27 protein-coding genes are annotated in these 22,968 nt (G+C 65.1%); 7 read left to right on the forward strand and 20 right to left on the reverse strand.

Features of this window, described 5'->3' with window-relative positions:
• Positions 1 to 104 precede the first annotated feature (104 nt).
• Positions 105 to 863 (forward strand): hypothetical protein, encoded by a 759-nt coding sequence (locus VSX77_RS06650; protein WP_338426867.1) that lies wholly within the window; start codon positions 105 to 107, stop codon positions 861 to 863.
• A 423-nt stretch (positions 864 to 1,286) separates the two neighbouring features.
• Here the strand turns inward: VSX77_RS06650 and VSX77_RS06655 are convergent, their stop codons facing one another.
• Positions 1,287 to 2,609 (reverse strand): hemolysin family protein, encoded by a 1,323-nt coding sequence (locus VSX77_RS06655; protein ID WP_338426868.1) that lies wholly within the window; start codon positions 2,607 to 2,609, stop codon positions 1,287 to 1,289.
• 218 nt (positions 2,610 to 2,827) lie between these two features.
• Between VSX77_RS06655 and VSX77_RS06660 the strand changes: the two genes are divergently transcribed.
• On the forward strand, positions 2,828 to 3,517 hold the full coding sequence (locus VSX77_RS06660; RefSeq protein ID WP_338426869.1) for an OmpA family protein: 690 nt from the start codon (positions 2,828 to 2,830) through the stop codon (positions 3,515 to 3,517).
• Positions 3,518 to 3,641: 124 nt separating this feature from the next.
• On the opposite strand, the gene VSX77_RS06665 is transcribed toward VSX77_RS06660, so the two are convergent.
• The 7 genes from VSX77_RS06665 to VSX77_RS06695 are packed head-to-tail and all read right to left on the reverse strand — an operon-like array spanning position 3,642 to position 9,779.
• On the reverse strand, positions 3,642 to 4,271 hold the full coding sequence (locus VSX77_RS06665) for a MarC family protein (RefSeq protein WP_338426870.1): 630 nt from the start codon (positions 4,269 to 4,271) through the stop codon (positions 3,642 to 3,644).
• On the reverse strand, positions 4,268 to 4,939 hold the full coding sequence (locus VSX77_RS06670) for a hypothetical protein (protein ID WP_338426871.1): 672 nt from the start codon (positions 4,937 to 4,939) through the stop codon (positions 4,268 to 4,270). The genes VSX77_RS06665 and VSX77_RS06670 overlap by 4 nt, the downstream gene beginning before the upstream one ends.
• Positions 4,939 to 5,847 (reverse strand): bifunctional methylenetetrahydrofolate dehydrogenase/methenyltetrahydrofolate cyclohydrolase FolD, encoded by a 909-nt coding sequence (folD, locus tag VSX77_RS06675; protein WP_338426872.1) that lies wholly within the window; start codon positions 5,845 to 5,847, stop codon positions 4,939 to 4,941. The genes VSX77_RS06670 and folD overlap by 1 nt, the downstream gene beginning before the upstream one ends.
• A gap of 3 nt (positions 5,848 to 5,850) precedes the next feature.
• On the reverse strand, positions 5,851 to 6,150 hold the full coding sequence (locus VSX77_RS06680) for a YggT family protein (RefSeq protein ID WP_338427230.1): 300 nt from the start codon (positions 6,148 to 6,150) through the stop codon (positions 5,851 to 5,853).
• A 45-nt stretch (positions 6,151 to 6,195) separates the two neighbouring features.
• Positions 6,196 to 7,104: an acetylglutamate kinase gene (argB, locus tag VSX77_RS06685; RefSeq protein ID WP_422397294.1), complete on the reverse strand. Its 909-nt coding sequence runs from the start codon at positions 7,102 to 7,104 to the stop codon at positions 6,196 to 6,198.
• A complete protein-coding gene (locus VSX77_RS06690) occupies positions 7,101 to 7,778 on the reverse strand; it encodes a queuosine precursor transporter (RefSeq protein WP_338426874.1) in 678 nt (225 codons plus the stop codon). Before VSX77_RS06690 ends, argB begins: the two co-directional genes overlap by 4 nt.
• A 42-nt stretch (positions 7,779 to 7,820) precedes the next feature.
• Positions 7,821 to 9,779 carry an alpha/beta hydrolase family protein gene (locus VSX77_RS06695; RefSeq protein ID WP_338426875.1) on the reverse strand — a complete coding sequence of 653 codons (1,959 nt, stop codon included), beginning with the start codon at positions 9,777 to 9,779 and terminating at the stop codon, positions 7,821 to 7,823.
• 154 nt (positions 9,780 to 9,933) lie between these two features.
• Between VSX77_RS06695 and VSX77_RS06700 the strand changes: the two genes are divergently transcribed.
• Positions 9,934 to 11,187, forward strand: coding sequence for a NupC/NupG family nucleoside CNT transporter (locus VSX77_RS06700; RefSeq protein ID WP_338426876.1), 1,254 nt, complete (start codon positions 9,934 to 9,936; stop codon positions 11,185 to 11,187).
• Between the two features lie 3 nt (positions 11,188 to 11,190).
• On the opposite strand, the gene VSX77_RS06705 is transcribed toward VSX77_RS06700, so the two are convergent.
• The 7 genes from VSX77_RS06705 to gluQRS form a co-directional block, all read right to left on the reverse strand.
• Entirely contained in the window at positions 11,191 to 11,685 is a 495-nt protein-coding gene (locus tag VSX77_RS06705; protein ID WP_338426877.1) for a hypothetical protein, read from the reverse strand.
• Positions 11,686 to 11,747: 62 nt separating this feature from the next.
• Positions 11,748 to 12,614: a 3-hydroxyacyl-CoA dehydrogenase NAD-binding domain-containing protein gene (locus VSX77_RS06710; RefSeq protein WP_338426878.1), complete on the reverse strand. Its 867-nt coding sequence runs from the start codon at positions 12,612 to 12,614 to the stop codon at positions 11,748 to 11,750.
• Positions 12,615 to 12,684: 70 nt separating this feature from the next.
• On the reverse strand, positions 12,685 to 13,671 hold the full coding sequence (gene egtD, locus VSX77_RS06715) for an L-histidine N(alpha)-methyltransferase (protein ID WP_338426879.1): 987 nt from the start codon (positions 13,669 to 13,671) through the stop codon (positions 12,685 to 12,687).
• A gap of 2 nt (positions 13,672 to 13,673) precedes the next feature.
• Positions 13,674 to 14,948 (reverse strand): ergothioneine biosynthesis protein EgtB, encoded by a 1,275-nt coding sequence (gene egtB, locus VSX77_RS06720; RefSeq protein ID WP_338426880.1) that lies wholly within the window; start codon positions 14,946 to 14,948, stop codon positions 13,674 to 13,676.
• A 252-nt stretch (positions 14,949 to 15,200) separates the two neighbouring features.
• Complete coding sequence (locus tag VSX77_RS06725; protein WP_338426881.1) at positions 15,201 to 15,782, reverse strand: cob(I)yrinic acid a,c-diamide adenosyltransferase; 582 nt, start codon at positions 15,780 to 15,782, stop codon at positions 15,201 to 15,203.
• 24 nt (positions 15,783 to 15,806) lie between these two features.
• Positions 15,807 to 16,034, reverse strand: coding sequence for an HIG1 domain-containing protein (locus VSX77_RS06730; protein WP_338426882.1), 228 nt, complete (start codon positions 16,032 to 16,034; stop codon positions 15,807 to 15,809).
• 9 nt (positions 16,035 to 16,043) lie between these two features.
• Positions 16,044 to 16,895 carry a tRNA glutamyl-Q(34) synthetase GluQRS gene (gene gluQRS, locus VSX77_RS06735; protein ID WP_338426883.1) on the reverse strand — a complete coding sequence of 284 codons (852 nt, stop codon included), beginning with the start codon at positions 16,893 to 16,895 and terminating at the stop codon, positions 16,044 to 16,046.
• Positions 16,896 to 17,065: 170 nt separating this feature from the next.
• Here gluQRS and VSX77_RS06740 point away from each other — a divergent pair, with 170 nt between their 5' ends.
• Positions 17,066 to 17,632 (forward strand): HNH endonuclease, encoded by a 567-nt coding sequence (locus VSX77_RS06740; protein ID WP_338427231.1) that lies wholly within the window; start codon positions 17,066 to 17,068, stop codon positions 17,630 to 17,632.
• A 33-nt stretch (positions 17,633 to 17,665) separates the two neighbouring features.
• On the opposite strand, the gene VSX77_RS06745 is transcribed toward VSX77_RS06740, so the two are convergent.
• The 3 genes from VSX77_RS06745 to VSX77_RS06755 are packed head-to-tail and all read right to left on the reverse strand — an operon-like array spanning position 17,666 to position 18,926.
• Positions 17,666 to 18,133 carry an SRPBCC domain-containing protein gene (locus VSX77_RS06745; RefSeq protein ID WP_338426884.1) on the reverse strand — a complete coding sequence of 156 codons (468 nt, stop codon included), beginning with the start codon at positions 18,131 to 18,133 and terminating at the stop codon, positions 17,666 to 17,668.
• Positions 18,130 to 18,456 carry an ArsR/SmtB family transcription factor gene (locus VSX77_RS06750; protein WP_338426885.1) on the reverse strand — a complete coding sequence of 109 codons (327 nt, stop codon included), beginning with the start codon at positions 18,454 to 18,456 and terminating at the stop codon, positions 18,130 to 18,132. Before VSX77_RS06750 ends, VSX77_RS06745 begins: the two co-directional genes overlap by 4 nt.
• Complete coding sequence (locus VSX77_RS06755; protein WP_338426886.1) at positions 18,453 to 18,926, reverse strand: VOC family protein; 474 nt, start codon at positions 18,924 to 18,926, stop codon at positions 18,453 to 18,455. Before VSX77_RS06755 ends, VSX77_RS06750 begins: the two co-directional genes overlap by 4 nt.
• 97 nt (positions 18,927 to 19,023) lie before the next feature.
• Between VSX77_RS06755 and VSX77_RS06760 the strand changes: the two genes are divergently transcribed.
• On the forward strand, positions 19,024 to 19,953 hold the full coding sequence (locus VSX77_RS06760; RefSeq protein ID WP_338426887.1) for a glutaminase: 930 nt from the start codon (positions 19,024 to 19,026) through the stop codon (positions 19,951 to 19,953).
• Positions 19,954 to 20,159: 206 nt separating this feature from the next.
• On the opposite strand, the gene VSX77_RS06765 is transcribed toward VSX77_RS06760, so the two are convergent.
• Complete coding sequence (locus tag VSX77_RS06765; protein ID WP_338426888.1) at positions 20,160 to 20,822, reverse strand: YggS family pyridoxal phosphate-dependent enzyme; 663 nt, start codon at positions 20,820 to 20,822, stop codon at positions 20,160 to 20,162.
• Positions 20,823 to 20,878: 56 nt separating this feature from the next.
• Here VSX77_RS06765 and VSX77_RS06770 point away from each other — a divergent pair, with 56 nt between their 5' ends.
• Positions 20,879 to 21,493 carry a thiamine phosphate synthase gene (locus VSX77_RS06770; RefSeq protein ID WP_338426889.1) on the forward strand — a complete coding sequence of 205 codons (615 nt, stop codon included), beginning with the start codon at positions 20,879 to 20,881 and terminating at the stop codon, positions 21,491 to 21,493.
• Here VSX77_RS06770 and VSX77_RS06775 read toward each other — a convergent pair.
• The gene (locus tag VSX77_RS06775) at positions 21,466 to 22,185 is read right to left on the reverse strand and encodes a hypothetical protein (protein WP_338426890.1); all 720 of its coding nucleotides are present in this window, start codon (positions 22,183 to 22,185) and stop codon (positions 21,466 to 21,468) included. The two genes, VSX77_RS06770 and VSX77_RS06775, sit on opposite strands and share 28 nt — an antisense overlap.
• 272 nt (positions 22,186 to 22,457) lie before the next feature.
• Here VSX77_RS06775 and VSX77_RS06780 point away from each other — a divergent pair, with 272 nt between their 5' ends.
• Positions 22,458 to 22,919, forward strand: coding sequence for a DUF3576 domain-containing protein (locus VSX77_RS06780; RefSeq protein WP_338426891.1), 462 nt, complete (start codon positions 22,458 to 22,460; stop codon positions 22,917 to 22,919).
• Positions 22,920 to 22,968 lie beyond the last annotated feature (49 nt).

A 22,968-nucleotide genomic window follows, 5' to 3' on the forward strand; every position in this document is an offset into this window, starting at 1 on the left:
TCGGCGTCCGCGCGAAAGTTCAAAACACGCGCATGGGAACGGCCGCCCTTGAGATGGGTTTCAAGCCCGCATAGGCTGGGTGGAAATCGCTGTTGGAGAAGAACATGATCTGGCTTCAGGAAAACTGGATTATCGCGGTCGTCGGCCTCGTCGTGGCCGTGGTGCTGCTCTGGTGGCTGTTCGGCCGCGCCAGGCCTGCCGAGATCGCGCCGCCGACGGTAACGCCCGCCAAACCCGCCAAGCCGCTCGAACCGGCGAAGCCGGAGATCATCGCCGCCGAACCGGCGCGCTTCAAACCGATCGAGCCCAAACCGCAGCCGGCCGCTCCCGTTCCGTCGCCTGTCGCCGCGGCCAAGGCACCACCTTCAGCGCCCGAACCCGCTGCCGCCCCGCCCCCAGCCCCTGTCGCAGAGCCGGTGGTCAAGGCGCCGCCCAAGCCCACTGCCAAGCCCAAACCGGCTGCAAAAAAGACGGCAACCAAAGCCCCGGCCGCGAAAACCACGGTTAAAAAGGCCGCGGCCAAACCCCCGACCGACGCCGCGGCCATTCCCGCCGAGCCGACTGTCCCTCCGCCGCCTGCACCTGCGCCTGCGCCTGCGCCAACGGTTGCCAAGGCAGACAATCTGCAACTGCTAAAGGGTGTCGGCCCCAAGCTCGTCGTCCTGCTGAACGGCCTCGGCGTTACCCGTTTCCAGCAGATCGCCGACTGGAGCGACGCCGACATCGCGCGCATCGACCCGCAGCTCGGCGCCTTCCAGGGCCGCATCGCGCGCGACAACCTGATCGACCAGGCCAGCTATCTCGCGCGCGGCGACAAGGCCGGGTTCGAGGCGAAATATGGCGCGCTGGGGGGCGAGCTTTAGGGGCTGCTAGCGACCGAAACTAACCGTCGCCCCCGCGAAGGCGGGGGCCGCCGTCGGTTTACGCAGCGACTCGGGGAAAGGCCTACTGCGCCCCCGCCTTCGCGGGGGCGACGTTCTGAGGCAACGTCTGCTTCCCCCAAGCCCAACCTCCGCGAAAAAGAAAACGCTGTCCTACATGACCCGGCTGTGCCAGCCTTCACCCGGCTCTTTCAATATGTAGACAAATTGGCCGCAGCGAGGCTTGGGAAAACGGACTCGATCCGGGCCCAATATTTCCACCGGAGGAGGCGAACGGGGAGGCACGCAAGACTGACTTTTACTGACCTTTGGGAGGATTTCGTGGTCTCCGATACCCATGAGATCGGAGACGCGTTGGGCTGACCTTTACTGACTTTTGGAAGGCGTCTGCGGCCTTAAGCCCGCCTATTCGGCCTCTTCCCCCTTCGGCTTGCGGATTTCGCTCACGAGCAGCTTGTCGATCTTGCGCCCGTCCATGTCGACAATCTCGAACTTCCAGCCCCTGTCAATGAAGCTTTCGCCCTCTTCGGGCAGATGCTTCAGCACGGCGAGCGCGTGGCCCGCCGCGGTCGCATAGTCGCGGTCGTCGCCCAGCTCGATCCCCAGCCGCTCGGCCATCTGGTCGGCGGGCATCGCCCCCGCGATCAGCAGGCTGCCATCGTCGCGTTCGACGACAAAAGGTTCGCTGCCGATGTCCTGGTCCGACGCAAATTCGCCCGCGATCGCCGAAAGCAGATCGGCCGGCGTCACCAGCCCGTCGAAATGGCCATATTCGTCATGGACGAGCAGCATCGGCACCTCGGCGACGCGCAAGGCTTCGAGCGCGTCCATCGCATCGATCTGGTCGTGGATGACCTTCGCCGGGCGCATCAATTGTTCAAGGTCGAGCGTTTGTCCGGCGAACAGCGCCGCGGCGATGTCGCGCGCCTGGACCACGCCGACGATATCATCGACCGACCCGCGCGCCACGGGCAGGCGGCTGTGCGGCGTTTCGAGGAGCCGGTCGCGCAGCCCCCGCGCGTCGAGCGAAATGTCGATCCAGTCGACATCCTTGCGCGGGGTCATCACCTCGCGCACCGGCCGGTCGGCAAGGCGCACGACGCCCGAAATGATCGCGCGTTCGCTTTCCTCGATCACCCCCGATTTCGACGCTTCGGCGACGATCAGGTGCAGCTCCTCGGCGGTCACCCGCTCCTCCGATTCGCGGCTGAGGCCGAGCAAGCGGAACACCAGCGCCGAACTGCGGTCGAGCAGCCACACCAACGGCGCGCCGATTTTCGACAGCCACAGCATAGGCAATGCAATGAAAATGGCGATGGGTTCGGGCGCGCGCAGCGCGAATTGCTTGGGCACCAGCTCGCCGGCGATCAGCGACGCGTAGGTAGTGAGCGCGATGACGACGGCAAAGCCCGCGGTCAGCGCCGTTTCATCGTCGAGTCCGATCCACGCCTGCAAACGCTCGGCGACCGGCGCGCCGAGGCTGGCGCCCGAATAGGCGCCCGCGAGAATGCCGATCAGGGTGATCCCGACCTGAACCGTCGAAAGGAAGCGGCCGGGATCGGCCGCGAGCTGGCGGGCGATCTTCGCGCCGCGGCTGCCGCGCTTTTCGGCCGCCTGAAGACGAGGATCGCGCGCCGAAACGATCGCCAGTTCGGACATGGCGAAAACACCGTTGAGAAGGACGAGGATCGCGATGATCGCGACGTCGGACCAGGGAAAAGGGGTCATCGGGCGGTGGTGCGGCGCGTCGGCGCCCGGCCCCTGTCGGCTTCGGTCATGGCTCCCTATAGGCGAAAAGCGCAGCGTTGCACAATGGCGCGCCGCTCGATGGTTCGCTCAGCCGCCGTTCAGTCATATTCTGGAACCAGAACGGCGCCTGTCGGTTATCGGCAAGTATCGGCGCGTGCAAAGGGTCGCACGCATCCGTCATATAAGGGAGCGACATGATGAAAAGCAGAACAACCAGGCTCGCCATTCTGACCAGCCTCGGCGCGATCGCGCTGACCGGCTGCGTCACCGATCCGGTCACCGGCGAACGCAAAATCTCCAAAGCAGCGATCGGCGGCGTCGGCGGCGCGCTCGGGGGCTATCTGCTCGGCGACCTGATCGGCGGCAAGAACAGCCGCACCGAGGAAATCGTCGGCGCGGGCATCGGCGCGGTCGCCGGCGCGGGTGTCGGCTATTATATGGATCAGCAGGAAAAGAAACTGCGCGAACGCACCGCGGGCACCGGCATCGATGTCGAGCGGCAGGGCGACCAGCTCGTCCTCAACATGCCCGGCGACGTTACTTTCGACCTCAACAGCGCGATGGTGAAGTCGCAGTTCCGCAGTGCGCTCGACAATGTTGCCTCGACGCTGGCGGAATATCCGAGCACCTATATCGACGTTTACGGGCACACCGATTCGACTGGCAGCGACACCTATAATCAGGGCCTGTCCGAACGCCGCGCCGCCTCGGTCGCCGACTACCTCGCCGGCCGCGGAATCCAGCGTGCACGCATGGCGACGCTCGGCTATGGCGAATCGCAGCTGAAATGCTCGCCCGAACGGAGCGAGGCCGATTATCAGTGCAACCGCCGCGTCGAAATCCGCATCGCCCCGGTTACGCAGGCCGATGTGAACGCGGCAGGGTAAGCCTGACCAAATGAGAAAACCGTGTGCCCTTGCGACGGCGGGAGCCCATCTCCGGTTGGTGCCATTTTGAACCGTCAGGAGATGGATCCCCGGCTTCGCGGGGATACACGGCTTACTCGTACGCTTAGCCCAAGCTCGGAAAACTCGCCTTCAACCCATCGATCACAAACTGCGCCGCGAGCGCGGCGAGCAACACGCCGAGAAGGCGCGTAATCACCGCCTCACCCTTGTGGCCGATCAGCCGCATCAGCGGCCCTGCGGCGAGCAAGGCAGCGAGCGTCAAAAGGAGGACGAGGAGCAGTGCGCCGAAGATGACGAAGGCGCGGTCGAGCCCGTTGTTCTGCGACACGAGCAGCATCACCGAGGCGATCGACCCCGGTCCTGCGAGCATCGGCATCGCCATCGGGAACACCGACACATCCTCGATCTCCGGCGTCGCCATCAGCTTTTCGGCGCGCTGTTCGCGGCGCTCGGTGCGTTTTTCGAATACCATGTCGATCGCGATGATGAACAGCATGATCCCGCCCGCGATGCGGAAACTGTCGAGGTCGATATGCAGGAAACCGAGCAAGGCTTCACCGAACATCGCGAAAAAGATCAGGATCAGCCCCGCGATCAGGACCGCACGAATCGCCATTGACCGGCGCTGCTCCGCACTCGCGCCGCTCGTCAGGCTGGCGTAGATCGGCGCGCAGCCGGGCGGGTCGATGACGACGAACAGCGTGACAAAGGCAGAGATGAAAAGGTCGATCACGGCTGCTTCGGCGCCGCGATCCGGTCGTCGATGACCGTCGCCATATCCTTGCCATCCCACAGCCGGACGGTGACGCGCCGCGACTTGTCGGCGCGGACGGTCGATGTCCAGCTGAGTGTCTGGTCGGGCGCCTGGCCCACCGCCATATCCTCACCCTCGGCACCCGCCTCGATCGGAACGGCCGGGCGCGATCCGCAGGCCGCCTGTTTCGACGCGATGAACTCGGGGGCTTCGCGCGGGCTCGCCAGCCCGTCGCCATGATCGAGAATCCAGGCGGTCTTGCCATTCTTGGGATCGCGCAGCCAGACCGTGGTGAAATAGCCGTTCGCCCCCCCCTTCTGCCACGCGCCGGTCGTCGCGCCGACATTGCCGTCGCAGCTGACATAGACGGCGTGCGGCTGCCACTTCACCGCCTCGGCAGGGTCCGCCTGCGACTTCAGCCAATCGCGCGCTTTCACCCGCCCGGGCACGAACATCACCGCATCGGGATGCGCGGTTTCGCGAAACGCGGTCCATTGCCCCTTTTCCTGCGCAAGCCGCGCGAACGCGATCTCGGCGGCGATGAAGGCGCTGGGGTTCGCCGCAAGCGGCCGGTTCCGAAACTCGTCGGATGACCCCGCACAACCGGCAAGCGTCAGAGCCAATATGGCGGCAAGCGACAGGCGCATCAAAAACCCTCCGGATCGGCCAGCCCCGCGCGGCGATGCGCGGCGACGAGCGTGTTGCGCAGCAGGCAGGCGATCGTCATCGGACCGACGCCACCCGGGACCGGAGTGATCGCACCCGCGACGCCTGATACCTCGGCATAGTCGACGTCACCGACCAGCCGGCCCTTCGCCGCGCCCTCGGTGGGCGGCAGGCGATTGATGCCAACATCGATCACGATCGCACCCGGTTTGATCCAATCGCCCTTGACCATCTCGGCGCGGCCGACCGCGGCGACAACGATGTCGGCACGCCGCACAAGCGCGGGCAGGTCTTTCGTCCGGCTGTGCGCCATCGTCACCGTGCAATTGGCGCCGAGCAGCAGTTGGCCCATCGGCTTGCCGACGAGGATTGAGCGGCCGACGACGATCGCGTCCTTGCCCGAAAGATCGCCGAGCCGGTCCTGAAGGAGCAGCAGACAGCCATAAGGGGTGCAGGGAACCATGCCGGGGATGCCGAGCGCAAGGCGGCCCGCGCTGACCGGGGTCAGCCCGTCGACATCCTTGTCGGGATCGATCGTCGCGACCGCCGCCTGTTCGTCGAGATGGCCGGGCAGCGGCAGTTGCAGCAGAATGCCGTCGACCGCCTCATCGGCATTGAGCTGGCGAAGCAGCGCCTCGACCTCGCTCTGCGTCGCGGTCGCTGGCAGGCGGTGCTCGAAGCTGGCCATGCCCGCGGCCAGCGTCGCCTTGCCCTTCGACCCCACATAGACCGCGCTCGCCGGATCGTCGCCGACGAGCACGACGGCAAGGCCCGGAACGCGGCCCGTCGCGGCCTTGAACGCCGGAACCGCCGCGGCGATCCGCGCGCGTAGTCCCGCGGCGAAGCTCTTGCCGTCGATTACTTTCGAATCGGGGGCCGGGTCTGCCATGCGTCAGGCCATCCCGGTCTGCATACCAAGCCGATAGAGATACGCCATGACCGGGCCCTGGAGGATGATGAGGAGGATAAGCACCAGCATCGGCGTCAGATCGATACCGCCGAAATCGGGCATGATGCGGCGGAAGGGCCGATAGAGCGGCTCGGTGATCCGGTCGAGCACGTACCAAAGCTGCCCAACGAAATCATTGTGCGTGTTGATGACGTTGAACGCGATCAGCCACGACATCACCGCCTGGATAATGATGATCCACCACAGGATGTTGAGCAGGATCGACAGAATTTCGAGAAACATGAAATACAAGGAAGGTCTCCGGCCGAAAGGTCGATGGCGGCGATGTTAGCGGTGAATGAGCGTGCCCGCACCCCTTGCGGTGAAAATTTCGAGCAGCATGGCGTGCGGAATGCGCCCGTCGAGAATGACCGCGGCTTCGACCCCGGAATCAACCGCGGCGACGCAGGTTTCGACCTTCGGAATCATGCCGCCGGTGATCGTCCCGTCCTCCTTCAGCGCATCGATCGCCGCGCGATCGAGGTCGGTGAGCAGATTCTTTTCCTTGTCCAGGACCCCTGCGACATCTGTGAGCAGGAAGAAACGTTTGGCGCCCAGCGCCCCGGCGATCGCGCCCGCCATGGTGTCGGCGTTGATATTATAGGTTGCGCCGTCGGCGCCGAGCGCGACCGGCGCCACTACCGGGATGAAATTGTCTTTCGTAAGGTTCGCAAGGATCGTCGGATCGACCGCGACCGGCTCGCCGACGAAACCCAGGTCGACGTGGCGCTCGATCCCCGAATTGGGATCGGCCTCGGTCCGCTTCACCTTTTCGGCGAGGACGAGATTGGCGTCCTTGCCCGAAATGCCGACCGCGCGGCCGCCGAGGCCCGCGATCCAGCCGACGATTTCCTTGTTGATCTTGCCCGCGAGCACCATCTCCGCGACTTCGGCGGTCGCGGCGTCGGTGACGCGCAGACCGCCGACGAAGGTCGATTCGATCCCCAGCTGTTTCAGCATCGCCCCGATCTGCGGCCCGCCGCCGTGGACGACAACGGGGTTGATACCGACGGCCTTCAGCAGCACGACATCCTCAGCAAAGTCGCGCTGCGCCTCGGGATCGCCCATCGCGTGCCCGCCATATTTGATGACAAAGGTCTGGCCCGCATAGCGTTGCAGATAGGGCAGCGCCTCGACGAGCGTTTCGGCCTTGGCGAGCAGGTCGGGCATTTGGGAAGGATCGGTCATCGTCGTCATCCGCCGTTCTTCGCATCGACGCTGCGGCCCAGCGCGACCAGCCCGGTGATGACGAAAGGAATGACGAGCACCGACAGCGCGACCTTGGCGAGCATCTGCCCGCCCATCAGGTTGGCGATCGGGAACACGCCGTAGAAGGCAATCGTCACGAACAGCAAAGTATCGACGATCTGGCTCAAGGCGCTGGCGATCGCACCGCGGATCGCGAGCCATGTCGTTCCGGAACCGGCGCCTTCGCGTCCGCGCAGCTTTGAGAAGATGGTGACGTTGAGGAATTGTGACGTGCCATAGGCGACAATCCCCGCAGCCATAAGGCGGGGGCTTTGTCCCAGGATCATGTCGAACGACGCGAGTCTTTCGGGCTGCATTTCGGGTGACGCCGGCAGCGCAAGGACCAGCGCGGTCAGCATGATCGACAGCACGAGCGGCACGAAACCCCACAGAACGATGCGGTTTGCGACCGCCTGGCCATGGAGTTCGGAGACCGCGCTCGACAATGCGACAAGCATCAGGAAGGCAAAAATCCCCGCCTCGACCGCCAGCCAGTCGCCGAGCGCGACCTGTTTGTTGCCGAGCACTCCCGCGAGCACCACCATGCCGCCGTAGACGATCGAATAAAGGAAGAGCGAGGGCGAGAGCGTGCGCGGCAGCGCCGTCGGGGTCGTATCGGTCATGCCGCCCGATAGTCGGTTTTGCACAGCGTGGAAAGATGCCGGTCAATCGGGCGGATTATGCTTGGCAAGGAAGGCCTCGATCGACGTCAGCAGCGTCAGCCGATCAGCCTCGCGGGTAAAATAATGGTCAGCAAGGGGGATCGAAACAAATTCCACCACCTTGCCGGCCTTCCGCATCGCGCCGTACATCTTGGCCGACTGGGCGTGATCGACGGTGACGTCCTTCTTGCCGTGGATCAGCAGCAACGGCGTCTTGATCCGGTCGACCGAGTTGATCGGCGACACGGCAGCAAAATCGGGAGTCATCTTCTGCCACTGGGATCGATAGAGCCGCGCATGCACTTGCCCGCCGAAATCATTGACCTCGCGGCGCAGATTGGAAACGCCGTTGATCGAGATCGCGCATCGATACTGGCCGGGATCTTTGGCGATCCCCCACATTGCGCTATAACCGCCATAGGAGGCGCCAACAATGCACACGCGTTTGGGATCGGCGATGCCCTCGGCTACAGCCCAGCGCACCCCGTCGCTTACATCGTCCTGCATCGCGAAGCCCATCTGCCCCTGTCCGGCCTTCAGGAACTTTTCGCCATAGCCGGTTGAGCCCCTGAAATTGGGTTGAAGGACGGCATAGCCGCGCTCGGCCAGAAACTGCGCCCAATAGTCATAGGTCAGCTCGTCATGCCCCCACGGACCGCCGTGCGGCATGACAATGAAGGGCAGGTTTTTCGCGGCCCGCCCGCGCGGCATCGTCAGCACGCCCTCTATCTCGAGCCCGTCGCGCGCCTTGTACTGGACCAGCCGGGCGCGCGAGAGCCGCTTGCCACCGATCGTCTCGTTCACCGCGGCAAGCCGGTCGAGCGTGCCCGCCGTAGCGTCGAAGAAATAAAAGAGGCCGGGATTGTCGGGCGTGCTGATCCGGACCAGCAGTTTGGAAAGATCGCGGCTGTAACTTTCGATACGAACGCGCGATTTTGGCGACATGGCGTCGAGCGCCGTCTGGTGCGCCGCCATTTTCGGATCGAGCCAATGGATCGGCCGGACATCGTCCGATGTATAATAGCCCAGCAGCCCGGTGCCGTCAGGCGACAGGATGGCGCCTTCGATATCGGCGCCCTCGGCGGCATGGGCAATCCGAACCTCGCGCCCGCTGGTCAGATCGATTTCGGCGATCACGGTCCGGCCATCGGCGGATTCCTTGTAGACAAGACCATGGTCGGTGCCGGGGACGAAAATGAGAGGAATCGTAAGCTCCTCCTCGTCACGCAGCGAAGCGGTTTCGATCGAGCGAAAGGAACCGCCACCGTCGCGGCGATAGAGCAGGGTCGCCTTGGTCGATTGGTCGCGATAGCCGATTCCGTAGCGAACGCGACCGAGATGGTCGGCGCCCCACTCCATGACGCTCGTCCGCCCGTTCACTTCGGTCTTCTTACGGCCAGTGGCCACGTCGACGCGGTAGACGGCTGGCCAGAAATCTTCGTCGGCATAGATGCTGTTCTGCCCTGCAACCAGAATCTCGCGTCCGCCGTCTGTCGGCATCCATAGCAAGTCGGCTGCATTCTGCCCCTTGAGATCCCACAACAGACGCGTGGGCTTGCCGGTCGTGCGATTCAGGCCGAGCAGGCGCGTGATATACCAGTTGTCATTCTCGACCGGCAGCAGCGCGCGCAGTCCGATAACAATATCGTCGTCGCCGACCCAGCGCAGCCAGTCGATCTCTGTCTGGTCGGGCACGGCGACGAAAACCGCCGCTGCCATCGCGCCGCGGAGCGGCAGGATGCCGATGCGCTGCTCGCCCTTGACCCCGAACAGCCCCGCGACGTGGCGGCCATCAGGTGACAGTTCGGGCATTTCCATGAATGGCAACTGCGCGAACGCAGCGGTGGGAAGCGGTTCGACCGTTGGCGCGGCGCGCGATGCCGTTGGTGCGGCGTCCTCCTCCTTAGCGAGCAGCGGCGGCGAAAAGGCGAGCGCGACCGCCGCCAGGGTGAAACGAAGCATGCATATCCCCGATGCCAAGGCTTCAATCTAAAACGGAAATTTTGGGAGGCCAAGTCGGTTTGCATCGACCCAGTCGGCGGGAAGCCGAATTTCTTGCCCTGACGCCAAAGCCCGCTAGACAGACGCATTAACTTGCGGGGGACGCATTGACATTATGGAACGCCTGATAGGATTCGCGGGTATCGTCGCACTGCTTGCGATCGCCGTGCTTTTTTCGTCGAACCGCCGCTGGATCCGCCTGCGCGTCGTCGTCCCCGCCTTCCTGCTCCAGGCGGGGTTTGCCGTGCTGGTGATCGGCACGCCATGGGGCCGAGCGGTGATCCAGGCGATGTCGAACGGCGTCTCGAACCTGCTCGGCTATGCCAAGGCGGGGACCGACTTCATCTTTGGTCCGCTCGCATCGCCCGAAATGGGGGCGAACAGCTTTGCGATCGCGGCGCTGCCGGTGATCGTCTTTTTCGCCTCTCTCATCTCGATCCTCTATTATCTCGGCATCATGCAGCTGGTGATCAAATGGGTCGGCGGCGCGATCCAGAAAGTCACCGGCATCACCAAGGTCGAAAGTCTCGGCGCTGCGGCGAACATATTTGTTGGCCAGTCGGAATCGCCATTGGTCATCCGTCCCTATCTTGCAGGCCTCACCCCGCCGCAACTGTTCACGATCATGACCGTCGGCATGGCCGGAGTCGCGGGCACGATCCTCGGCGCTTATGCCAGCATGATTGGCGAACAATTGCTGCCCTATCTGCTCGCCGCCAGCTTTATGTCGGCACCCGGCGGCATCCTGATGGCCAAGATCATGATGCCCGACGATCCCAAGGATTTGGGCGTCGAACCCGTTATTATGCCCGAGGCCAGCCATGACGAGGAAAAGCCCGCCAACATCATCATGGCGGCCGCGCAGGGTGCGCAGACCGGCGTCAAGCTGGCGGTCGCGGTCGGCGCGATGGTGCTCGCCTTCGTCGCGCTCGTGGCGCTCGCCAACGGGTTGCTGGGTGGTATCGGCGGCTGGATGGGTTATCCTGACCTGTCGTTTCAGGCGATCATCGGCACCTTGTTCCGCCCGGTGATGTGGCTGATGGGCGTGCCGTGGGACGAAAGCGCAGTCGTCGGCGGACTGTTCGGCACCAAAGTCGTGCTCAACGAATTCGTCGCCTTCATCGACCTCGGCCGCGTGCAGGGCGATCTGTCGATGACCGGGGTGGCAATCGCGACCTTTGCATTGTGCGGTTTCGCCAATTTCAGCTCGATCGCAATCCAGATGGCGGTGACCGGTGGGCTCGCGCCGAACCAGCGCCCGATGATCGCCAGGCTGGGACTGAAAGCATTGCTCGCGGGCAGCCTGTCCAACCTCATGTCGGCGGCGCTGGCAGGGCTGATGATCGGGCTGGTTCCTCCGCTCGGATAGCGGTCAGGGCCGGGCCGGCGCCTTGCAGCCGCGTTCGAGCCCGACGCCTTTCAGGAAACCGCGGCGCACCGTTCCCGCATAGACGGCGAGCGCGTAACGGCGCCGTTCGGCGTTTGCGCCGGTAATCTCGCCAATCAGCCCGCGAAAGGGAATCACCGAACTCGCGATCGTCCCGGCGACACGGCCTGCGGTTTCCTCGCGCTTTTCGGCGCGGCTTTTGTCGACCTGTTCGTTGACGTCGGCGCCAAGCACCGCGTCCAGTTCTTCGACTTCGCGAATGATCGCCTCGCAGCGGCCGAGCCCCGCGAGCGAATAGGGTGCTTCCTGGATTTCGAGCAGCTTGGGCGGAATTTCCTTGCCGTCAAACGGTTCGGTCACCTTGTTGGCGGTTTCCTTGATCGTCGGGTCTTCGGGCGCGCCCGGCTGCGCGTGGGCAGGCAGCGTCGCGGCCGAGGAGATGACAGTCAGGATGAATAGGGCCTTGTTGCGCATGGTCATGTCGATCCCCTGTTTTGTCTATGGCTCAAACGCTCCAGACGCGTTTCGGCTCCGCCGGCCGCTCACCGCGTCGGGACGGGTTCGGGGCCGGTCCAGTCGTAGAAGCCGCGCCCGGCCTTTTTGCCGACCCAGCCCGCCTCGACATATTGGACGAGCAGCGGCGCGGGGCGGAATTTGGGGTCGCCGGTGCCCGATTGCAGCACGCGGATGATCTCGAGGCAGGTATCGAGGCCGATGAAATCGGCGAGCGTGATCGGCCCCATCGGATGATTGAGCCCCAGGCGGCACCCGGCGTCGATGTCCTGCATCGTCGCGACGCCCTCACCCAGCGCGAAGATCGCTTCGTTGATGAGCGGCATCAGCACGCGGTTGACGATGAAGCCAGGCGCGTCGTTCGCGTGGACGATTTCCTTGCCGAGCCCGCGGCCAAAGGCCTCAACCGTCGCCAGCGTGTTGTCGCTCGTCGCGAGGCCGCGGATCAGTTCGATCAGGCCCATCACTGGCACCGGATTGAAGAAGTGGACGCCGATGAAGCGCGCCGGATCGGGCGCCGCCTGCGCAAGACGGGTGATCGGGATCGAGCTGGTATTGCTCGCAAGGATTGCGGTTGCCGAGAGATGCTGGCCCACGCTGGCGAAGATCGCGCGCTTGATCTCCTCGCGCTCGGTCGCTGCCTCGATCACGAGATCGGCGGGAGCGAAGGCGGCGTGGTCGGCGGCGGGGGTGATGCGGGCAAGCAGCGCGTCGGCGTCAGCCTGCGACATCTTTTCCTTCGCGACAAGTCGGCCGAGCGTCTTGGCGATCCCCGCCTTTCCCGCTTCGGCGCGCGCGATGTCGATGTCAGCGAGCAGTACGTCGTGGCCCGCGCCCGCGGACACCTGCGCGATGCCCGCGCCCATCTGGCCTGCCCCGATAACGCCGACGATCATATTCTGCCCCTTCTCTGGAAAACCGTGCCTGTGCCCCTACGGACCAGGCCCCATCCGTCAAGAGCGCGTGTCAGGGGGCGGAGCGAAACTCGGTTGCTTCGGCGAGGATCAGCGCGAACGCGGGATCGACGTCGTCCCAGGTCGCGATGGGCGTCCAGCCGCCCGCACGCAGCAGCAGGTTGGCGTCGCGCAGGCCATATTTATGGCTGTTCTCGCTGTGAATCGTCTCGCCCTTGGCCATATGATAGGCTTGGCCATCGACGGTGAAGTCCATGTCGCATTCGGCGACGAGGTGCATTTCGATGCGTGCGTGGGTGTCGTTCCACACGGCGCGATGCGAGAAATTGCCCGCCGCCATATCGCCGCCAAGCTCGCGGTTGATGCGCTCGATGAGGTTGAGGTTGAACGCCGCGGTCACCCCCGCCGGATCGTCATAAGCACGTTCAAGCACCGCCACATCCTTGATCCGGTCGATGCCGATCAGCATCAGCGATCCGTCGCCCAGCGCCTCGCGCCAGTTGCGCAGCAGATCGATCGCGGTGCGCGCGACCATGTTGCCGATCGTCGACCCGGGAAAGAAGCCGAGCTTGGGCAACGCGCATATCTCGCGCGGCAGCGCCACTTGCTGCGTGAAATCGGCCTCGACCGGATAGACCGGAAGCCGGGGAAAACGCGCCGCGAGCGCCTCGGCACTGCCGCGCAGAAAATCGCCCGAAATATCGACGGGAACGTAGGCGGCAGGGTCGATCGCGTCGAGGAGCAGCGGCGTCTTTGTCGAACTGCCCGATCCCAGCTCGACCACCGCACGGCGCGGCCCGATTGCATCGGCGATGTCGGCGGCGTGCCGCATCAAAAGATCGGTTTCGCTGCGCGTGGGATAATATTCGGGGAGCGCGGTAATATCCTCGAACAGCGCCGAGCCCGTCGTGTCGTAGAACCAGCGCGCGGGAATCGCCTTTTGCCGCTGCGACAGCCCGGCGTGAACGTCGGCGCGGAAGGCGACGTCCACCCCCGCATCATCCGCGGAAATCTGCCGAAGTTGACGCACAACGCCCATGATCAAATGTCTTTCGCAAGGCGCAGACCAGTGAACTGCCAGCGCTGATGGGGATAGAAGAAATTGCGGTAGGACGGACGCACATGACCGCGCGGGGTGGCGCAGCTGCCACCGCGCAGCACGAACTGGCCGCTCATGAACTTGCCATTATATTCGCCGACCGCGCCCGGCGCGGTGCGGAAGCCCGGATAGGGGCGATAGGCGCTGCCGGTCCATTCCCACACGCTGCCGAACATCTGTTGCAATCCAGTGTCGCCGCGCGCCGGCGCGGGCTGCACCGGCCCGGCGCCATCGAGCAGATCGCCGCTGTCGGGGTCGAGCGCGGCGGCCGCCGCTTCCCATTCGACCTCGGTCGGCAGGCGCGCGCCGGCCCAACTGGCAAAGGCGTCGGCTTCGAAAAAACTGATATGAGTCACCGGTGCGGCAGGGTCGATGTCCTGCCAGCCCGATAGGGTGAAATATTGCCCCTCACGCCAATAGGCGGGGGCGTCGATGTCCTCGGCCTGCACCCACGCCCAGCCGTCGCTGAGCCAAAGCGCGGAGGTTCGATAACCGCCGTCCGCGATAAATTCACTCCATTCGCCATTGGTGACGGGGCGGCTGGCGAGCGCGTGCGGGGTCAGCAGGGCGTCGTGGCGCGGCCCCTCGCAGTCGAAGGCGAAGTCGTCGCCGGCATGGCCGACTGCGGCCATGCCTGCCTTGCCCTCGATCCATTTCATCGCGGAAAACTGCGCAACTTCACTCGCGATTGCACTTTCCCAGACCGCGGGGCCGAGCGGATTTTTCGCAAAGAGATGCTTGATGTCGGTGAGGAGCAATTCCTGATGCTGTTGCTCGTGATGGATGCCGAGATCGACCAGCGCGAGCGCGGCAGGGGACAGGCCGGGCAAAGCGCCCTCGACCGCCGCATCGACATGCGCGCGCCATGCCCGCACTTCGTCCAGGGACGGACGCGTCAGCAGGCCGCGCTGCGGGCGCGCGTGGCGCGGACCCTCGGCCTCATAATAGCTGTTGAAGAGATAGGGGAAGCGGTCGTCGAAGAGCGCATAGCGTGGCGCATGATCGCGCAGCACGAAGGTTTCGAAAAACCATGTCGTGTGCGCAAGATGCCATTTGGCGGGCGAGGCGTCGGGCATCGATTGCGCGCTGGTGTCGGCATCGGACAGCGTCGCGACAAGGTCGAGCGAGAGTTGCCGCGTTGCCGCAAAGCGTTGCGACAAGTGCGTCACCGGGTTCGCACTGCGAGCGAGAGGGGATCCATCAATGCGGCTGGCCATGCTGAGACAATCCCCGGCGGTGCGATTCGGTTTCGCGGTTCGGCGGATTATGGTTCCGCTGTAGCGAGTTGTCCAGAACATTTAGGGAACAAAGAGACAAAGTTTGTCATTGCGATGAGCGTAGCGACGACGCAATCTCAAGCTATAGGCAGAGTAGGAGCGAAGCTGGAGATTGCTTCGCTGCGCTCGCAATGACGCCTACCGATCGAGCCGTATGTAAGTGGATCAAGTCCGGCGTGACTAAATTTGCGATTACCGCGTCGCGCCGGGTTTCCAGAGGATGTCGCCGCCCGCGCCTGCGTTGATGTGCCGCGCGAGCACGAACAGATGGTCCGACAGGCGGTTCAGATAGGTGAGCGCAAGCGGATTGAGGTCGCGGGTCGCCGCCGCGGCGACCGCCGACCGCTCGGCGCGGCGCGTCACCGCGCGCGCGAGATGCAGCCGCGCTGCGGCGTCGGTTCCGCCCGGCAGAATGAAGCTTTTGAGCGCGTCGAGCGAGGCGTTCATTGCGTCGATTTCTTCCTCCAACCGCGCGATCTGGCCGGGCACGATGCGCAGCGCCATGTCGTGCGGTCCGAAGCCGCGCTCCGCGTCGGGCGGGGTCGCGAGGTCGGCGCCGAGGTCGAACAGCTCGTTCTGGATGCGCGCGAGCATCGCCGCCTCGTCGGGCGCGTCGTCGAGCGCGACTGCGGCAAGGCCGATCCAGCTGTTCGCTTCATCGACATCGCCGATTGCCGCCATCAGCGGCGCCGATTTGGCGATCCGCGATCCGCCGACGATGCCGGTGGTGCCGTCGTCACCGGTGCGCGTGTAGATTTTGTTGAGTTTGACCATTGATCAGAATCGGGCGCTGCCCGATTATGAACTGCCCGCGGCGGCCAGGCCGATGAGCACGAGCAGGATGATAGTGATCGCCTGCCATTTGACGCGCGCCATCATCATCCGGTTCTGCATCAGGTGATTTTCCTGCACCGTGCCGTCCATCTGCGCACGGTGGCCCTGCGAGAAATAGAAGAGTCCACGCGCGAGCGCGAACAGGACGAAGCCGGCGGCGACAACGACGCCAAGGATGAGCAGAATGTTCATGCCCCCTATTTAGGGCATCCGCAGCGAATATCCAGCGGGAAGCCGTCCTTCGCGCAAATCGGCGGCGAGCGCGCGGCCGTCGGCACCGGCGGCGCGCAGCGATGCGAGCGACGCTGCGGCATCGCGCTTGGCCAGCCGCTTCCCGTCGGGGCCGCAGACGAGAGCATGGTGGCGATAAACGGGTGTGGCGAGGCCGAGCAGTGCCTGGAGCAGCCGGTGGACATCGGTCGAGGCGATCAGGTCGGCGCCGCGAACGACGTGCGTCACCCCCATCGCGGCGTCGTCGAGCGTGCTTGCGAGATGATAGCTGGCAGGGGCGTCCTTGCGCGCGAGCACGATGTCGCCGTGCGCGAGCGCGTCGGCAGTGCGCATCCCCTGCCCCGCTTCCTCCCAGTCGAGTTCGCCCGCGGACGCGGTGGCTTGGGCCATGTCGAGTCGCCAGCAGTGGGGTTCGTCGGCCATGCGCCGCTCACGCTCCGCGGCGGACAGATTGCGGCACGTGCCGGGATAGATCGCGCCGGACGGCCCGTGCGGCGCCGACAGGCTCGCGGCGATGTCGGCGCGCGTGCAGAAGCAGGGGTAGACGAGGCCGCGCATCCGGAGGGTGTCGAGCGCGGCGGCATAGTGCGCGAGCCGATCCGACTGGCGCACCGGGTCGCCGTCCCAGTCCAGACCGAGCCAGTCGAGGTCGGCGAGCGACGCCGCGACATACTCCTCGCGCGAGCGGCTGCCGTCGATGTCGTCGATGCGGATCAGGAACCGCCCGCCCGCGCCGCGCGCGGCATGATGCGCCAAAACCGCGCTATAGGCGTGGCCAAGGTGCAGCGCGCCGGTCGGGCTGGGGGCGAAACGGGTCAGCATCGCATCGTCCATGAATCCATATGCTGTGGCGAGTCAAAGGCAATCATTCCATATCTTGCGGACAGAAGCCCCTTGACGCCAGAATCTGATGCGGCATGTAATGATGGTGTCACGCGCGGGAGGCAGTGGCGCGCCATCCCGTGAAGCAATGGGGGCAGCGTTATCTAGCCATGTTCCATCCCGATCTTGCCCGACATCCCGATAGCTGTCCGGCGCTCGTTCTCAACGCCGATTACACGCCGCTGAGCTATTATCCGCTGAGCCTGTGGCCTTGGCAGACCGCGGTGAAGGCCGTTTTCCTCGACCGCGTGACGATTGTCGAAAATTACGAGCGCGAGATTCATTCGCCGACCCGGACGATGCCGATCCCGAGCGTGATTGCGCTGCGCCAATATGTGAAACCGTCGGAGCATCCGGCGTTCACCCGCTTCAACCTGTTTCTGCGCGATCGCTTCGCGTGCCAATATTGCGGGTCGGGCAAAGATCTGACCTTCGACCATGTCGTGCCGCGGCGGCTGGGCGGGCGCACGACCTGGGAAAATGTCGCGACCGCCTGCGCGCCGTGCAACCTCAAAAAGGGTGGGCGGACGCCGCAACAGGCGCATATGCCGCTCCATCGCCAGCCGTGGCGCCCGACGAGCTGGCAATTACAGGACAATGGCCGCGCGTTTCCGCCGAATTATCTGCACACGAGCTGGATCGACTGGCTGTACTGGGATGTCGAGCTGGAGGGTTAGGCGGCTTCAGGGGGCCCTCCCACCCGCCGTCCCTCACATCCGTGCCGCCATCGCTTTCAGCAACCCCTGCCAATGCTCACCCAGCCGTCGCTGGAGGAGCATCAGTTCGAAGCCGTGGCGCGCGACATGTTTCTGCGGGATGCTGTCCCAGCCGCGATGTTCGACCGTGACGCGCGTTTCGGCGCCGACCGCTTCGAAGCGAACGTCGACCTCGGTCGCCTGATCGCCGCGAAAGCTCGGCAGGCGCCAGCCGAACGCCAGCCGCTCGCCGGGCAGCCAGTGGCGCACCGGGCCGATCTCCCATTCGCGGCCGTCGTCGAAGCGCGTGACGAGGCGACCGTCGGGGCCCGCGGGGTCGAAGCGCAGCGTCCCGTCGCCGCGCCGGCTGAGCTGGAACAGCGGATGGCTTTTCCACCAGATGCCGATGTCGCGCGTGAAGGCGGTGAACGCCGCCTGCGGCGTCGCCGCCACCCGCAACGCGACGATGACTGCCGCGCTCATTCGCCGCCCTCGACATGCGCCTTGAACGCCGCGAGCTGGTGCGTCCACAGCGCCTCGGTTTCGGCAAGCCATTGCTTGAGCTCGGCGGTCGCGCCGTCTTTCAGCGAATAGATGCGCACGCGCGCGTCGAACGCCGGATGCCCGTCCTCGACCAGCCCGCCGTCCTTCAGTGCCTTCAGGTGTCGGCTCATCGCGGGCGGTGCGAGGCCGAGTTCGCGCGCGAGGTCGCCCGCGCTGCGCGGTCGCCGCCCGAGAAGTTCGATAGCGCGCCGCCGTACCGGGTCGGCTAGCGCGCCGAGTGTCCGGTCGAGCGCCGCGCTCAATCGTCGAGCCGCGTCTTGGTCGTGAAGCCACCCTCGGCGTCCCATTCGGCTGGGGTTTTCGCCTCGACCGTCACACCAAACGACCAGATATGCCCTTCGGGATCTTTGGCGCGATAGGTGCGGTCGCCGTAAAATTGTGTCGCGGGCGGCGCGACGATTTCGGCGCCCGCGGCACGCGCGGCTTCGCAATGCGCGTCGATGTCTTCGCCGAGGGCGAGCTGGACGCTGACCGACTGGGTATTTTTGCCGCTGATCGATTGCGGGCTTTTATGGTCGTCCGACCATTCGGAGCCGACCATGACCACCGACGTGCCGAAGGTCATTTCGCCATGGGCCAGCTTGCCGTCGGCATCGACGAGCGCGAAGAGCGGTTCGAAACCGAACGCCTCCTCAAGCCAGCGATAGGCGGCGTTGGGATCGCGATAGCAGACGGTGCTCGCCAGCCCCTTTGGTCGTTGCGCTTCGGTCACCGGATTCTCCTTTGATTCGTCTTTTGATTTCTCATTATTAAAATAATTTCCGAAAATTGAAAATAATATTCTGCGAGAAAGATGATAGAGCAGGCCCATGAGCCGCTCGATCGAAGAATCTGTCCGCGAAGCCTATCAGGCGGCACTCCCGCTTTGCGGTCGAGGCAAGGTCGCCGACTATATTCCGGCGCTGGCCAAGGTCGATCCGGCGAAGCTGGGGTTTGCACTCGCGCTTCCAGACGGCACCGTCCACAGCGCGGGCGATGCCGACGAGGCGTTTTCGATCCAGTCGGTATCAAAGGTGTTCACACTGGCGCTGGCGCTGCGCCGCGTCGGCAGCGACCTGTGGACCAGCGTCGGGCGCGAGCCCTCGGGCAGCGCGTTCAATTCGGTCGTCCAGCTGGAAAGCGAGCATGGTATCCCGCGCAATCCGCTGATCAACGCGGGTGCGATCGCGACGACCGACCGGCTGATCGACGGGCGCAGCGGCGATGCGGTCGCGGACGAAATCGTCAGTTTCATGCGCCTGCGGGCGGACGACGCCGCGATCGCTATCGACGAGGAGGTGGCATCGTCCGAATCCGAAACCGGCGCGCGCAACCGCAGCCTGGCGCATTTCATGGACGCCTTCGGCAATCTTCGGCATCCGGTGGAAACGGTGGTCGGCGTCTATTTCCGCCAGTGCGCGATTGCGATGTCGTGTCGCCAACTCGCGCGCGCCGGACTGTTCCTGGCGATGGAGGGGCGCGATCCGCGGACCGGCGAACAGGTGCTCGATGCGCACCGCGCGCGGCGCATCAACGCGATCATGATGCTGTGCGGCCATTATGACAATTCGGGCGAATTCGCCTTTCGCGTCGGCCTGCCCGGCAAGAGCGGCGTCGGCGGCGGCATCTTGTGCATCGCGCCGGGACAGGGGTCGATCGCGGTGTGGTCACCGGGGCTTAATGACGCAGGAACGTCGCTCGCGGGCGCCGCGGCGCTCGAACATTTTGCCTATGCGGCGGGGTGGTCGGTGTTCGATTGAGGGTGGGGGCGGTAGTTTTGGATGCGGATGTTAAATCCTCCCTGTCGCGCAGCAATGGGGAGGTGGCAGCGCGAAGCGCTGACGGAGGGGCGATGACGCACCGTCGCGGCCCCTCCACCATCGCCTGCGGCGACGGTCCCCCTCCCCACGGCTGAGCCGCAGGGAGGATAAACAGCGGCTTCCGGTCTAAACCGGCCGCAGATCAATCACCCCCGCGCGCCGAACAGCGCCGTGCCCACCCGCACATGCGTCGCGCCAAGCATCACCGCGGTATCGTAATCGCTGCTCATCCCCATCGAGCGTCCCGAAAGACCGTGGCGCTCAGCGAGTTCGTCGAGCAGCGCGAAAAAGGGTGCGGGTTCGATTTCTGCGGGCGGGATCGCCATCAGGCCGTCGATCTGGAGACCTGCCGCCAATGCTTCGTCCAACAGTGCGGGAAGGTCGGTGACCGGACAGCCGCCCTTTTGCTCTTCATTGCCGATATTGACCTGCACGAAAAGCTGCGGCCGCTTGCCCGTCTTTTCGCAGGCCTTGCCCAGCGCCTGCACGAGCGAGGACCGATCGACCGAATGGATCGCGTCAAACAGCTGAACCGCCTCTTCGGCCTTGTTCGATTGCAGCTGGCCGATGAGGTGCAACACGACGTCGGGCGCCTCGGCGCGGAGCGCGGGCCATTTTGCCGCGGCTTCCTGGACGCGATTTTCGCCGAAATGGCGCTGGCCCGCGGCGATCAGCGGACGGATCGCGGCGGCATCGTGCGTCTTCGACACTGCGATCAGGCAGATGTCGTCCGTCTTGCGCTGCGCGCGCCGCGCCGCGTCGACGATATGTCCCTGCACTTCGGCCAGCCGGTCTGCTGCGTCGCTCATCATCTCATTCCCATCGGCGCGTTGCGCGCGCTCGCGACGCGCCTATAGGAAGGGCGATGGTTCGACGCCACCCCTTGCCGCAGCAATGGCTGTTCAGCGATGAGCGGCTGGCAGCAGGAGTTGTAGCGCTGGCGGCGTTGCTGCCACCGGGCAGCGGGATCGTCCTGCGTCATGACCGCCTGTCGCCAAGCGCGCGCTGGCGGCTGCTGCGGCGGCTGATGCGCTTGGGCCGGTCGCGCGGCCTGACCGTGCTGCTGGCAGGGACGCCCGCAACGGCGCGGTGCTGGGGCGCCGACGGCGTCCACTTGCGCCAGCGCGACGCGCATCGGGCATCGCAGGCGCACCGGCTCGGCCTGATCATCACCCTGCCGGTCCATGATGCGCGCGAGGCGCGGCGCGCGCGGCGGGCAAGGGCGGATGCGGCGTTCGTGTCGCCGCTCCATTCGACGCGCTCGCACCCCGGCGCGCCTGCGCTCGGGCAAGCGGCATGGCTGCGCCTCGCGCGGCTCGCGGGTGGTCAGCCGATCGCGCTCGGCGGCATGACCGCGGCGCGAGCGCGCCAGCTCAACCGCGCGAGTAGAATCCGCGCGGGCTGGGCGGCGATCGATGCATGGGAGGAAAAAGTGGCGAAACGCCGATTGCGTCAGAAACGGAACGCCGTCCCGACATAGACCGCCTGGCTGTCGCGCCGCGAATCGGTCAGCGGTTCGAAACGGTCGTCGCTCTTGTACCGTACGCCCGCGGTCACATCGATGTTCTTCGTCAGGCGATAGCTGGTGACGACATCGACGGCGGACGCTTCGCCGGGAGCAGTGACGCGGTCGGTCGCGCCGCTTGGGTCGCTTGGGCGGTTGACCATGCGCGTGGCGAAGCGCGACTTTTTCTCGGCCTCTTCGGGTGCCTTGGCGACGGGAAGGTTGCGCAGATCGGTGCCGCGCGGAAGCGACGGCGTGACGAATTTTTCGAACCCGACCGACGCGCCGAGATTATATTTGACCGGTGCGATGGCGACCGGCGCGGTGAGCCCGGCCGCGAGCGCCGACGTGCGCGCCGCGCTCGAGGCATCGTCGCGCGCGCGGATCACGACGGTGATCGCACGATTCTTGCGGCCATCGTCGGTAAGCGCGGGCGTGAAGCTGAAATTGCGGCGCTGCTCGGCCGACATCTTGTTATAGCGCGCGATCAGCCGCTTGTCGCCCGACGCCGGCGTGAACTGGCCCAGCACGGTTTCAGAAATCTGCGTATCGCGCAGGCGGTCGCTGTTCGACATTGCCGCGAGCGCGGGCGGAAGCGCAAGCATACCCACCGCCAAAGCGGTGAGCCCTGCTTTCCAATAATGTCGCGGCATCCGCGCCATGGTCATGCGACTCCAACCCCAATCGACTCGTCAGATAGGCCCGTCGTCGCAAGAATTCCAGTGATTCGGGTCATAATATCGTAGCGTGCCGACATTTCGCCGAAAATTGTTGCGCATTCGTCACACCGGTGGTGCTGGCTGACCCAGGGCTGAACGGTGGCGAGGCGCGAATTGCCGCGCTTGCCGGACGGCGGCAACGGCGATAGAGACGCTGACAATTCCGTATGCGCAGGCGGTTTTCGTTCCCGCCGGCGCCCAAGAGATAAGGTGTTATCGGCATGTTCCAGCTTTCCGTCCCCGTCAGCCCCGGCCGCCGTGTGGCCTCGCTTGCGCTGATCGGGCTTGCGGCGCTTGGCCTTTCGGCCTGTGCGAACAAGGACCGGCCGCGCGCCGACCTGGCCGCCAGCCAGGTGACGACGATCGGCGTGAACAGCTATTTGTGGCGGGCTTCGCTCGACGCGCTGTCGTTCATGCCCTTGCTCCAGGCCGATTCGTCGGGCGGCGTCGTGATCACCGACTGGTATGCCAACCCGTCGAATCCCGGCGAACGGATGAAGGTGACCGTGACCATCCTCGACCAGGATCTGCGTGCCGACGCGCTGCGCATCGCAGCCTCGCGCCAGGTGTCGCAGGGCGGTGCCTGGGTCGATGCGCCGGTGCAGGCGGCAACGGTGCAGAAGCTCGAGGAAATCATCCTCACCCGCGCGCGCGACCTCCGCCGCTCGGCCATCCGGGATTAATCGATTCGCGGCGCGCCCGGCGCGCTCGCCCAGACAGACTGACGGGGTA

Origin of the sequence: Sphingopyxis sp. TUF1 (genome assembly GCF_036687315.1) — a bacterium.
Lineage (GTDB): Bacteria > Pseudomonadota > Alphaproteobacteria > Sphingomonadales > Sphingomonadaceae > Sphingopyxis > Sphingopyxis kveilinensis.

Excerpts from the sequence above, each read along its gene's own strand:
- VSX77_RS06650 (WP_338426867.1), top strand. The coding sequence starts at position 105 with ATGATCTGGCTTCAGGAAAACTGGATTATCGCGGTCGTCGGCCTCGTC.
- VSX77_RS06655 (WP_338426868.1), bottom strand. The coding sequence starts at position 2,609 with ATGACCCCTTTTCCCTGGTCCGACGTCGCGATCATCGCGATCCTCGTC.
- VSX77_RS06660 (WP_338426869.1), top strand. The coding sequence starts at position 2,828 with ATGAAAAGCAGAACAACCAGGCTCGCCATTCTGACCAGCCTCGGCGCG.
- VSX77_RS06670 (WP_338426871.1), bottom strand. The coding sequence starts at position 4,939 with ATGCGCCTGTCGCTTGCCGCCATATTGGCTCTGACGCTTGCCGGTTGT.
- folD (WP_338426872.1), bottom strand. The coding sequence starts at position 5,847 with ATGGCAGACCCGGCCCCCGATTCGAAAGTAATCGACGGCAAGAGCTTC.
- VSX77_RS06680 (WP_338427230.1), bottom strand. The coding sequence starts at position 6,150 with ATGTTTCTCGAAATTCTGTCGATCCTGCTCAACATCCTGTGGTGGATC.
- argB (WP_422397294.1), bottom strand. The coding sequence starts at position 7,104 with ATGACGACGATGACCGATCCTTCCCAAATGCCCGACCTGCTCGCCAAG.
- VSX77_RS06690 (WP_338426874.1), bottom strand. The coding sequence starts at position 7,778 with ATGACCGATACGACCCCGACGGCGCTGCCGCGCACGCTCTCGCCCTCG.
- VSX77_RS06695 (WP_338426875.1), bottom strand. The coding sequence starts at position 9,779 with ATGCTTCGTTTCACCCTGGCGGCGGTCGCGCTCGCCTTTTCGCCGCCG.
- VSX77_RS06700 (WP_338426876.1), top strand. The coding sequence starts at position 9,934 with ATGGAACGCCTGATAGGATTCGCGGGTATCGTCGCACTGCTTGCGATC.
- VSX77_RS06705 (WP_338426877.1), bottom strand. The coding sequence starts at position 11,685 with ATGACCATGCGCAACAAGGCCCTATTCATCCTGACTGTCATCTCCTCG.
- VSX77_RS06710 (WP_338426878.1), bottom strand. The coding sequence starts at position 12,614 with ATGATCGTCGGCGTTATCGGGGCAGGCCAGATGGGCGCGGGCATCGCG.
- egtD (WP_338426879.1), bottom strand. The coding sequence starts at position 13,671 with ATGGGCGTTGTGCGTCAACTTCGGCAGATTTCCGCGGATGATGCGGGG.
- egtB (WP_338426880.1), bottom strand. The coding sequence starts at position 14,948 with ATGGCCAGCCGCATTGATGGATCCCCTCTCGCTCGCAGTGCGAACCCG.
- VSX77_RS06725 (WP_338426881.1), bottom strand. The coding sequence starts at position 15,782 with ATGGTCAAACTCAACAAAATCTACACGCGCACCGGTGACGACGGCACC.
- VSX77_RS06730 (WP_338426882.1), bottom strand. The coding sequence starts at position 16,034 with ATGAACATTCTGCTCATCCTTGGCGTCGTTGTCGCCGCCGGCTTCGTC.
- gluQRS (WP_338426883.1), bottom strand. The coding sequence starts at position 16,895 with ATGCTGACCCGTTTCGCCCCCAGCCCGACCGGCGCGCTGCACCTTGGC.
- VSX77_RS06740 (WP_338427231.1), top strand. The coding sequence starts at position 17,066 with ATGTTCCATCCCGATCTTGCCCGACATCCCGATAGCTGTCCGGCGCTC.
- VSX77_RS06745 (WP_338426884.1), bottom strand. The coding sequence starts at position 18,133 with ATGAGCGCGGCAGTCATCGTCGCGTTGCGGGTGGCGGCGACGCCGCAG.
- VSX77_RS06760 (WP_338426887.1), top strand. The coding sequence starts at position 19,024 with ATGAGCCGCTCGATCGAAGAATCTGTCCGCGAAGCCTATCAGGCGGCA.
- VSX77_RS06765 (WP_338426888.1), bottom strand. The coding sequence starts at position 20,822 with ATGAGCGACGCAGCAGACCGGCTGGCCGAAGTGCAGGGACATATCGTC.
- VSX77_RS06770 (WP_338426889.1), top strand. The coding sequence starts at position 20,879 with ATGGTTCGACGCCACCCCTTGCCGCAGCAATGGCTGTTCAGCGATGAG.
- VSX77_RS06775 (WP_338426890.1), bottom strand. The coding sequence starts at position 22,185 with ATGACCATGGCGCGGATGCCGCGACATTATTGGAAAGCAGGGCTCACC.
- VSX77_RS06780 (WP_338426891.1), top strand. The coding sequence starts at position 22,458 with ATGTTCCAGCTTTCCGTCCCCGTCAGCCCCGGCCGCCGTGTGGCCTCG.